The sequence below is a fragment of the Kitasatospora sp. NPDC002522 genome (genome assembly GCF_053595195.1).
Genome location: NZ_JBSFXE010000007.1, coordinates 225,609 through 235,362 on the forward strand (window position 1 = coordinate 225,609; position 9,754 = coordinate 235,362).

Here is a 9,754-nt window from a genome sequence, read left to right on the forward strand (position 1 = left end):
ATGTCGCTCGAGATGCAGACCTGGCTCCGCACCGCCGGAAGTCCGGGCCACGCCCCGCACACCGCCCTGCTGCCCGAACTGCCCGGCGCCGACGAGCGCCTGCGGGCCGTGATCGCCACCGCCGCGAGCTTCGACGAACGCGCCGCGGCCCGCCCGGACGGGCAGGCGCTGTTCGCCCCCGACCCCGACCAGGACCGGCGCAGCCGGGCCGCCGCCGTGGAGACCTGGCTGAGCCGGGCGGCCGGCGACCAGCGCTCCGCCGGGGTGCTGCTCGACCACCTCGCCGAGACCGGCCGCCCGCTCGGCGAGGGCCTGCGCCGGGTCCGGCTCGCCGACGCCGACCGGCTGCCCGGCTGGGCGCACGCGCTGGCCGCCTTCCTGCGCGCGCAGCCCGCCGAGCCGGCCACCGGGCCGGGCGCGCTGAGCGCCGGGTTCGCCGCCGCCGCGGACGCGCTGCTGCCGTACGGCCCCGGCGGGGTGCTCGGCGTCCCGGTCGCCGAGCAGGCCCGCGCCGACCTGGCCCGCACCCTGGCCGGCCGGCTCACCGAGGCCTGCAACCTGACGTTCTGCCACGAGTTCCAGCTGGCCACCGGCCGGCCCCGGGCCACCGCCTGGGACGCCGAGGGCGGCGTCGACGCCTCCGCCGCGGGCTGGCTGGCCCGGCTGGAGCGGCTGCCCGCCCTGGCCCACCTGGTCGGCACGGTCTGCCGGCAGTGGCAGGAGATGTACACCGAGATGTTCGCCCGGCTCGCCGCGGACCGGGCGCTGCTGGTCGAGCGGATGTGGCAGGGCGTCGACCCGGGCGCGCTCGCCTCGGTGCACGGCGACGCCGGCGACCGGCACGCCCAGGGCCGCTCGGTGGCGCTGCTGCGCTTCGAGGGCGGCGCCGGCGTGGTCTACAAGCCCAAGGACATGCGGCACGCCACCGCCTTCCTCGACCTCTCCGCCCGGCTGAACCGCGAGCTCAGCCTCGACCTGCCGCTGCGCACCGTGCTGGTGCGCAGCGACCGCGGCGACGACGGCCACGGCGCCTCGCTGAGCGCCGACTGCTCCGGCGACTACGGCTGGGAGGAGCTGGTCCCGTCCCGCCCCTGCGCCGACCGCGAGGGCTTCGCCCGGTTCTACCGCCGCCTCGGCATGACGATCCGGCTGGTCCAGCTGCTGGAGGGCCGCGACCTGTGGGCGGACAACCTGCTCGCCGACGGCGAGTACCCGGTGCTGATCGACCTGGAGTGCCTGCTGTACCCGCGGGTGCAGGCCCCGCCGGTGCTGACGGCCGCTCAGCACGGCCTGCTGGACGAGCTGGAGACCACCGTGGTGCGCACCGCGATGGCCTTCCAGGCGTGGACCCCGGCCGGGCGCACCGACGCCCTCGACATCGGCTGCCTGTCCCGGGTCGGCAGCCTGGAGACCGCGCCGGGCGTGCCCGCGCTGCCGCTGCCCCCGTACCGCCCGGTGCACGACGGGCAGGTCGCCGACCCGTGGCAGTACGGCGAGGAGGTGGTCGAGGGCTACCGCGAGATGCATGCCGCGCTGCACCGGCTGCGCGGTGAACTCGCGGACCCGGAGGGGCCGTTGAGCGGCTTCCGGGGAGTCTGGGTGCGGTACATCTGGCGGCACACCTGGGACGGGTACAAGATCCTGCGGGCCTCCACCAGCCCGCTCGCGCTGGACGACGGCGCGACCCGGGAGACGGTGATCGCGGGCGCGCTGCGCGGCGCGGTGACCGCCCGGGCCGGGGACGCCGCCCGCGGCGACCTGCTGGAGGTGGTGCTCGCCGAACTGGACTCCTTCCGGGTCTTCGACATCCCGTTCTTCCGCTCGCTGACCACCTCCTCCTCGGTCTTCACCGCGGACGGCCGGGAGATCCCCGGGCACTTCCAGTCCACCGGCTGGAAGCGGCTGCAGCAGCGGGTCGCCGAACTCGACGGCTTCGACCTGGAGGCGCAGGTCGCGGTGCTCACCGGCTGCGTCGACGCCGCCCGGGCCGGCACCGAGCAGCCCCCGGCGAAGCCCGCCCGCCCGCTGGTGGCCGCCGAACTCCCCGCCTCCGGCGAACTGCTGGCCGAGGCCACCGCGCTCGGCGACCGGATCCTCGCCGACCGCCGGCCGACCGGCTGGCTCGGCCAGAGCTGGTACCCGGGCACCGGGCTGCGGCAGGTCGAGGCGCTCGGCCCGGACCTGGTCTCCGGCACCCTCGGCATCGCCCTGCTGCTCGCCGAACTGTGGTCCGCCACCGGCGAACCGCGCTTCCACCGGGCCGCGCACCGGCTGCTGAGCGAGGCCGCCGCACTGATCGACCCCCGGGAGCCGCGGGCCTTCGCCTTCGCCGCCGACTCCCGCCTCGCCTCCGGCGCGCCCGTCCCCGGCGGCCTCGCCGGCCCCGGCGCGGTCATCCACGGCCTGGCCCGCGGCGGACTGCTGCTCGGCGAGCCGGACTTCCTGACCGCCGCGCAGGCCCTGGTGCCCGGCGCGCTGTCGGTCGCCGAGTCCGCCGCCTCCCGGCCCGGCCGCCCGATGAAGGTCCCGCACGCCGACGTGCCGCTGGGCACCGCCGGGCTGCTGCTCAACCTGCTGCGGCTGCGCCGCGCCGCGGGCGCCGGACACGCCGACACCGACCAGGCGATCCGCACCCTGGCGGACACCGCGCTCGACCGGCTCGGCGAGGAAATGCCGATGTTCGACTTCCTGGAGCTGGTCCCCGGCGGCCCGGACTCGGTCGCCGCCGCGCTCGCCCGCACCCTCGGCGAGGCGCCCGGGCTGCTCGCCGACCCCGAGCAGGTGCGCGCCCGGCTGCGCGCCCACCGCTTCGCCACCCACACCAGGGCCGGCCGGCTCGCCCTGCTGGACACCGCCGTCTCGCTCGGCGCGGACGCCGTCGACCAGGCCGACCTCGGCGCGCTCGCCCCGCCGGTCACCGGCCCCGAACTGGCCGCGCTCACCGGCCGCGCCCTGCTCTCCGCCGCCACCGAGGCGCTCAGCGCCGCCGAGGCGGGCCTGGTGCACACCCTCCCCGAAGAGACCGAGGCGCTGCTGCCCGGCCCGTTCTACGACGGCCGGGAGGCCGCCGCCCTGATGGTCCGCGAGCTGATCACCCGTCACCGCCTGCACGGCACCTGGTTCCCCGACCGGGCCGCGCACGACGCCGTCAACCTCGGCGCGCTGGACGGCACCGTCGCCGTCGGCCTGCTGCTGCTGCGCCTGCACGACACCTCCGCCGCCCCGCTCGCCACCCTGCGCTGACCCGCTTCGAGGAGTCCCCGCCATGTCCGAACTCATCGGCTTCAAACGCCACTTCACCCCGTACGTGGTCGACGGCGAGGCCGTCTACCTGGTCTCCGAGCGCGGCGTCTCGGTGGTCGACGGCACGCTCGCCCAGGCCCTCGCCCCGCTGCTGGACGGCACCCGCACCGCCGAGCAGATCGGCGCCGCCCTCGACGGCACCGTCCCGGCCGACAAGGTCGGCGCGGGCGTCGACAAGCTGCGGGCCGGCGGCTGGGTGACCGCCGCCGACCCGGCCACCGACCGGCCCGGCGCCGCCTTCTTCGAGATGGCCGGCCAGGACGGCGACACCGCGATGGCCGCGCTGCGCACCGCGCGGGTCCGGGTCGAGGTGTACGGCGAGCTGGACCCCGCCCCGTTCCTCGCCGCGCTCGCCGCCGCCGGGGTGACGGTCGACCAGGACGCCGCGTTCACCGTCGCCCTCACCGAGGACTACCTGCACCCGGGCCTGGCCGAGCGCAACCGGCAGGCGCTGGCCGAGGGCCGGCCGTGGCTGCTGGCCCGCCCGGTCGGCTCGATCGTCTGGGTCGGCCCGGTCTTCACCCCCGACGTCCCGGGCGCGGACGGCGCGGACGGCTCCGGCTGCTGGGAGTGCCTGGCCCACCGGCTCTCCGCCAACCGCCAGTCGCTCAGCTACCTGCAGCACCGGCTCGGCCAGGACGAGCCGATCTCCACCGCCGGCGCCCACCTGCCCGCCACCCTGGCCCTCGGCACCCAGCTCGCCGCGCTGGAGACCGCCAAGTGGCTGGCCGGCGCCCGCCCCGCGCAGCCCGCCGTCACCACCCTGGACACCGTGCTGCTGGAGAGCGAGAAGCACACCCTGGTGCGCCGCCCGCAGTGCACCGCCTGCGGTGACGACTCGCTGGTGACCCGCCGTCAGCTGGAGCCGGTGCGCTTCGAGTCCCGTCCCAAGGCGTTCACCGCGGACGGCGGGCACCGCTCCGCCTCGCCCGAGGACATGCTGGAGAAGTACCGGCCCCAGCTCAGCCCGATCACCGGCGTGGTCACCACCCTGGTGCCCGCCGCCCGCACCCCCACCGGCCTGCGGGTGTACGTCTCCGGGCAGAACCTGTCCCGGCAGAGCGGCGACCTCAAGCAGCTGCGCACCGGCCTGCGCTCGGTCAGCTGCGGTAAGGGCCGCACCGACGTGCAGGCCAGGGCCTCCGCGCTCGGCGAGGCGATGGAGCGCTTCTCCGGCGTCTTCCAGGGCGACGAGGCCCGCCGCACCGCCACCTTCGGCGAGCTCGGCGACGCCGCGATCCACCCCGAGCGGACCCTGCTGTACTCGGCGAAGCAGTACGCCGAGCGGGACCGCTGGAACGTCAAGCAGTCGATGTTCAACGTCGTCCCGGAGCCGTTCCGCGCCGACGACCCGATCGAGTGGTCCCCGGCCTGGTCGCTGACCGAGGGCCGCACCCGCTGGCTGCCCACCCAGGCGATGTACTACGGCTACCGGCACCGCGGCCGGTTCTACGCGGCCGGCGACTCCAACGGCTGCGCGGCCGGCACCTCCTTCGAGGACGCCGTCCTGCAGGGCTTCCTGGAGCTGGTGGAACGCGACGCGGTGGCGCTGTGGTGGTACAACCGCGTGCAGCGGCCCGCCGTCGACCTGGACGCCTTCGGCGACCCGTACATCGACCAGCTGCGCGACGTCTACCGCGGCCTGCGCCGGGAGATCTGGGCGCTCGACCTGACCGCCGACTTCGGCATCCCGGTGGTCGGCGCGTTCTCCCGCCGCACGGACGCCGGCGCCGGCACCAACGAGGACGTGCTGATCGCCTTCGGCGCGCACCTCGACCCGCACATCGCGCTCACCCGGGCGCTCACCGAGATGAACCAGTTCCTCGGCCCGGTGGCCGGCGACGAGCACGGCCGGGTCAGCTACGCCGGCGCCGACCCCGAGCAGAAGGCCTGGTGGACCACCGCCACCGTGGCCAACCAGCCCTACCTGCTGCCCGACCCGAACGCCCCGCGCTCCACCCCCGCGAGCTGGCTGCCGCTCGCGGGCGCCGACCTCGCCGACGACCTGACGCTGGTTCAGCGGATCGTCGAGGACCACGGCATGGAGTTCCTGGTGGCCGACCAGACCCGCCCCGACGTGGGCCTGCCGGTGGCCCGGGTGATCGTCCCCGGCATGCGGCACTTCTGGGCCAGGTTCGCGCCCGGCCGGCTCTACGACGTCCCGGTCCGGCTCGGCTGGCTGGACGCCCCGACCCCGGAGAGCGAGCTCAACCCGATCCCGATCTTCATCTGACCGACGCGCGGGGCAGCCGGGCCCGGCTGCCCCGCCCACCCGGGGAGGTACCCATGACCGTCATCGAACAGCTGCCACCCGTCCCGTCCACCGGCTCCGGCCCGCTGCGCAGACTGCTGCGGCTGCGCCCCGAGGTCGAGGTCACCGCGCAGGGCGCGGACGTCGAACTCGCCCACCCCTGGGGCCGCCAGCGCGTCCACGCGCTCGGCGCGACCACCGTCGCCCGGCTCGCCGCCCTCACCCGCGAGGACGCCGACCTGGACGAACTCGCCCTCGACCACGTCCGGTTGCTCAAGCTGCTGGAGCGCTTCCCGTACCTGGTCACCACCACCGTCGCCGACCCGCTCGGCACCCCGCTGGCCACCGCCGTGCCGATCGCCCGCAACGCCGCGCTGCCCGGCTTCGCCCGGCCCACCGGCCCGCTGGTGCTCTCCCGCTTCGCCTACCTGCGGCGGCTGCCCGACGGCCACGCCGAGTCGTGCGTGCTGGAGTCGCCGATGGCGCCGTTCCGGCTGACGCTCCACCAGGCCTCGGCCGGCGCCTTCGTCGCCGCGCTGTCCTCGGCCCGCACCGCCCAGGACGCCGCGCTGCTGGCCGGCATGTCGCCCGCCGAGGGCGAGGCGCTGGCCGGACTGCTGGCCGGCGGCGGGTTCCTGGACGCCGGCAGCGGCGCCGAGGCCCCGCTGTGGGACTTCCACGACCTGCTGTTCCACGCCCGCAGCCGCCCCGGCCGGCACGACTACCCGACCGGCGGCGTCTTCGCCCACCAGGACGTCGCCCAACTGCCCGCCGTCCCCGGCGCCGGCTCCCGCGAGGAGGACGCGGGCATCGACCTGCCCGTCCCCGACTGGGACACCGTGGTCGCCCGCGACCCCGCGCTCAGCGAGGTGCTGGAGGGCCGCCGCTCGGTCCGCTCCTACGCCGAGACCCCGGTGACGCTCGACCAGCTCGCCGAACTCCTCTACCGGGTGGCCCGGGTCCGCCGGGTGATCCCCGGCGACCCCGCCGACCCGCACGGCTACGACGGGGTGGAGCGCCCCTACCCGGCCGGCGGCGCCACCGGCGAACTCGAGGTCTACCTCTCGGTGGTCAAGTGCGTCGGCCTGGAGCCCGGCGTCTACCGGTACGACGCCGGCGCCCACCGGCTGCGCCCCCGCCCGTTCCAGCACCCGGGCGAGGATCAGGCGTTCAACGAATTGGTGACCGCCGCCTGGCGGGCCACCGCCTGCACCGTCGACCCGCAGGTGCTGCTCACCGTCACCAGCCGGTTCGGCCGGCTGTCCTGGAAGTACAGCCAGATCGCCTACGCGCTGACCCTCAAGCACGTCGGCGTGCTCTACCAGACGCTCTACCTGGTGGCCACCGCGATGGGCCTGGCGCCGTGCGGCCTCGGCTCCGGCGACACCGACGCGGCCGCCCGCGCCCTCGGCCTGGACTGGACCGCCGAGTCCTCGGTCGGCGAGTTCCTGATCGGCAGCCGCCCCGCCGACGTGCCGCGCACCGCGCACGGCTTCGCCGACGTGGTGGCGGCCGCCCGCGGCGGGGAGGGCCTCGGCGCGGTCTTCGGCTGATCCGCGCGCACGCACGCCTACGACCCGTCAGCGGGAATCTGACGGGTCGTTGGCGAGCCTTCGTCCAGGGGTCCTACAGCCAGCCGCACTCGCGGGCGATCCGGATCGCGTCGACCCGGTTGCGGGCCCGGGTCTTGGCGATCGCCGCGGAGACGTAGTTGCGCACCGTGCCGGGGGAGAGCGACAGCGCCGCCGCGGCCTCGCGCACCGAGCTGCCCTCGGCGATCTCGCCGAGCACCGCCAGCTCCCGGCGGCTGAGCGGACTGCCCGGGCCGGTGCGCACCACGTCCAGCACCAGCCGCGGGTCGTACACCCGCCCGCCGCGGGCCACCTCGCGCACCGCCGCGATCAGCGCGGCCGCCTGCACGTCCTTCAACAGCACCCCGGCGGCGCCCTCCACCAGGGCCCGGCGCAGCTCCGCCGTCCGCGGCAGCGCCGGGACCAGCAGCAGCACCGCGGTGTGCGGGGCCGCCTGGCGCAGCCGCTCCGCCGCGGCCGGGTCCTGCCCGTCCAGGCCGAGCACCGCGACCGCGGGCCGGGTGCGCAGCGCCGCCGCCAGCGCCTCCTCGCCGCCGGCCGCCTCGGCGACCACCGCGAGGTCCTCCTCCCGGTCGAGCAGGGCCGCGAGTCCGCAGCGGAACAGGTGGTGCGCGTCCGCCAGCAGGACTCCGGTCGGGCTCGCCGCGGGCGCGGCGAGCGGGTGGTGGGGTACGGCCCGCTGGAGCGGGCGTTCCAGTGCGGTGGTCATCCGGCTACCTCGCGGTCTCGGTCCGGTCCGTCGGCGTCTGGGTCCGGCCCCGTCAGCCCCAGCCCCAGGTGTCGTTGTGGATCGGGGAGCCGGAGGCGCTGCCGCTGGGGGCCGGGCTGCTCGGCGGGGCGCTGGGGCCGACCACCACCGACTGCGCCTGCGCGTCCTGCGGCAGCGCGGCGGCGTCCGGCTTGGCCGGGCCGTCCACGGCGGTGCCGTCGGCGGTGACGACGGCGGCCGGCCGGTCCGCGCCGACCAGTTCGGCGGCCGTGCCGGTGCCCGCCACCAGCAGTGCGCCCAGCGCGGCAATCGTGACAAATCGGATGTTCAGCGCCATGGGAGTGCCCGGTCCTCTCGCGATCGGCTGAGCCCCGGGCTGCCGCCGGGGCGCTGTGGTGATCCGTCGTCAGGTCCGGGTCCGATCCGCGGCCCCCGCCGGGGGCTGCTCCCGCGGTGTCGATCCCGCCGTCCTGCCGACATCTCGAGAGTGGCCCCGGTGGCACCTCCGTGTCAGCATCCGGAGCTGGCACGGAAGTGCCGTGACACCCAACGGCCAGCAGCCCGGCCCGCGGTCAGCTCCGGGTGGACGCCTCGTGCAGCCCCAGCGCGATCCACGGATCGGCCTCGCAACGCACCAGCTCCCAGCCGGGCAGCGGCCCCTCCGGGCCGGTCAGCAGCGCCGCCGCGGCCCGCAGCGACCGTTCCGCCGCCAGCAGCGAGACCGCCGCCAGGAAGCACACCGCGGCCAGCCCGCCATGGGCCGACACCACCCGGGCGTGGCACATCCGCGCCCCGTCCAGCGGCAGCCGCAGCAGGGCGTCCCGCACCGGTCCGGCACCGGCGGACGGCTCGTCGACCGAGGGCGGGGCGAGCTCCAGCCGGATCGCGTACATTCCTCCAGCCTGACCCACCCGCCGCGGCCCGGCGCCCGGCCGCAGGTGTCAAATCTCCGCCTGGCAGGAAGATGACAGTCACCCGCCGGTCTTCACGGTTCACCCACCGGTCCGACAGAATCTCCGCAAGCCCGTTCTAACCGCCCCGTCACAGCGCTAGTCTGACGGCCGGTCAGAGATCGAGCCGGGGGCGCGCGCACGGGCCGCTCCGACACGCGCGCTGGAGGTCGGGCATGGGTAGAGCGGCGCACACCGGCAGACGATCGGGCACGCGGAAGACGAAGCGGTGACGGCGGGCGGGCCGGTCGGGCTCGACCCGTTCGGCGAGGCGGTCTACCGCGCGATGCTGCTCCACCCCGAGCTCGACACCAGGGGACTCGCCGCGCACCTGGAGAGCACCGAGGGCGAGGTCACCGCGGCCCTCGACCGGCTCGCCGACCTCGCGCTCACCCGCCCCACCAGCTGCGGCACCCGCTGGCGGGCCGTCAACCCGGAACGCGGCCTGGCCACCCTGCTGGCCCACCAGGAGGCCGAAGCCGCCCGCCGCCAGCGCGAGATGGAACGCAGCCGCGCCGCGATGGCCGGGCTGATCGCCGAGTACGCCAGCGTCCACGCCCCCGCCCAGCAGCGCGGCATCGAGGTGCTCGCCAGCCTCGACCAGGTCCGCGACCGGCTGACCCAGCTCGCCTCCGACGCCACCGCCGAGGTGCTCTCCTTCGCCCCCGGCGGCCCGCAGCCCGCCCAGGTGATGGAGGCCAGCCGCGCCCTCGACCAGGAGACCCTGGAACGCGGCGTGCGGATGCGCACCGTCTACCAGGACAGCGTCCGCAACGACCCCGCCACCGTGCAGTACGCGCGCTGGCTGCACGGCCTCGGCGGGGGGGGGGGGGCGGCCCCCCCCCCCCCCCGCCCGGGGAGGGGGGGGGGCGAAGCCCCCCCCCACCACCCCCGCCACCCCCACCACCCCCGCCCCGCCAGAGAGGACAGCGCGCGGGTGGGGAGGGCA

6 protein-coding genes and 1 pseudogene are annotated in these 9,754 nt (G+C 76.5%); 4 read left to right on the forward strand and 3 right to left on the reverse strand.

Features of this window, described 5'->3' with window-relative positions:
- Genes lanM through ACWD4U_RS08580 form a run of 3 tightly spaced genes read left to right on the forward strand, consistent with a single transcriptional unit; the run spans position 1 to position 7,107 of the window.
- Entirely contained in the window at positions 1 to 3,243 is a 3,243-nt protein-coding gene (gene lanM / locus ACWD4U_RS08570; RefSeq protein WP_363455144.1) for a type 2 lanthipeptide synthetase LanM, read from the forward strand.
- A gap of 22 nt (positions 3,244 to 3,265) precedes the next feature.
- On the forward strand, positions 3,266 to 5,536 hold the full coding sequence (locus tag ACWD4U_RS08575) for a TOMM precursor leader peptide-binding protein (protein WP_363455141.1): 2,271 nt from the start codon (positions 3,266 to 3,268) through the stop codon (positions 5,534 to 5,536).
- Between the two features lie 53 nt (positions 5,537 to 5,589).
- Positions 5,590 to 7,107: a SagB family peptide dehydrogenase gene (locus tag ACWD4U_RS08580; RefSeq protein WP_363455138.1), complete on the forward strand. Its 1,518-nt coding sequence runs from the start codon at positions 5,590 to 5,592 to the stop codon at positions 7,105 to 7,107.
- Positions 7,108 to 7,180: 73 nt separating this feature from the next.
- On the opposite strand, the gene ACWD4U_RS08585 is transcribed toward ACWD4U_RS08580, so the two are convergent.
- The 3 genes from ACWD4U_RS08585 to ACWD4U_RS08595 all read right to left on the reverse strand — a co-directional run bounded on the left by ACWD4U_RS08585 (position 7,181) and on the right by ACWD4U_RS08595 (position 8,748).
- Entirely contained in the window at positions 7,181 to 7,855 is a 675-nt protein-coding gene (locus tag ACWD4U_RS08585; protein WP_363455135.1) for a response regulator transcription factor, read from the reverse strand.
- Positions 7,856 to 7,907: 52 nt separating this feature from the next.
- Complete coding sequence (locus ACWD4U_RS08590; protein WP_363455132.1) at positions 7,908 to 8,192, reverse strand: hypothetical protein; 285 nt, start codon at positions 8,190 to 8,192, stop codon at positions 7,908 to 7,910.
- 235 nt (positions 8,193 to 8,427) lie between these two features.
- On the reverse strand, positions 8,428 to 8,748 hold the full coding sequence (locus tag ACWD4U_RS08595) for a hypothetical protein (RefSeq protein ID WP_363455130.1): 321 nt from the start codon (positions 8,746 to 8,748) through the stop codon (positions 8,428 to 8,430).
- A 286-nt stretch (positions 8,749 to 9,034) separates the two neighbouring features.
- Between ACWD4U_RS08595 and ACWD4U_RS08600 the strand changes: the two are divergent.
- A pseudogene (locus ACWD4U_RS08600) lies at positions 9,035 to 9,754 on the forward strand (hypothetical protein); the annotation flags it as partial.

Excerpts from the sequence above, each read along its gene's own strand:
- lanM (WP_363455144.1), top strand. The coding sequence starts at position 1 with ATGTCGCTCGAGATGCAGACCTGGCTCCGCACCGCCGGAAGTCCGGGC.
- ACWD4U_RS08575 (WP_363455141.1), top strand. The coding sequence starts at position 3,266 with ATGTCCGAACTCATCGGCTTCAAACGCCACTTCACCCCGTACGTGGTC.
- ACWD4U_RS08580 (WP_363455138.1), top strand. The coding sequence starts at position 5,590 with ATGACCGTCATCGAACAGCTGCCACCCGTCCCGTCCACCGGCTCCGGC.
- ACWD4U_RS08585 (WP_363455135.1), bottom strand. The coding sequence starts at position 7,855 with ATGACCACCGCACTGGAACGCCCGCTCCAGCGGGCCGTACCCCACCAC.
- ACWD4U_RS08590 (WP_363455132.1), bottom strand. The coding sequence starts at position 8,192 with ATGGCGCTGAACATCCGATTTGTCACGATTGCCGCGCTGGGCGCACTG.
- ACWD4U_RS08595 (WP_363455130.1), bottom strand. The coding sequence starts at position 8,748 with ATGTACGCGATCCGGCTGGAGCTCGCCCCGCCCTCGGTCGACGAGCCG.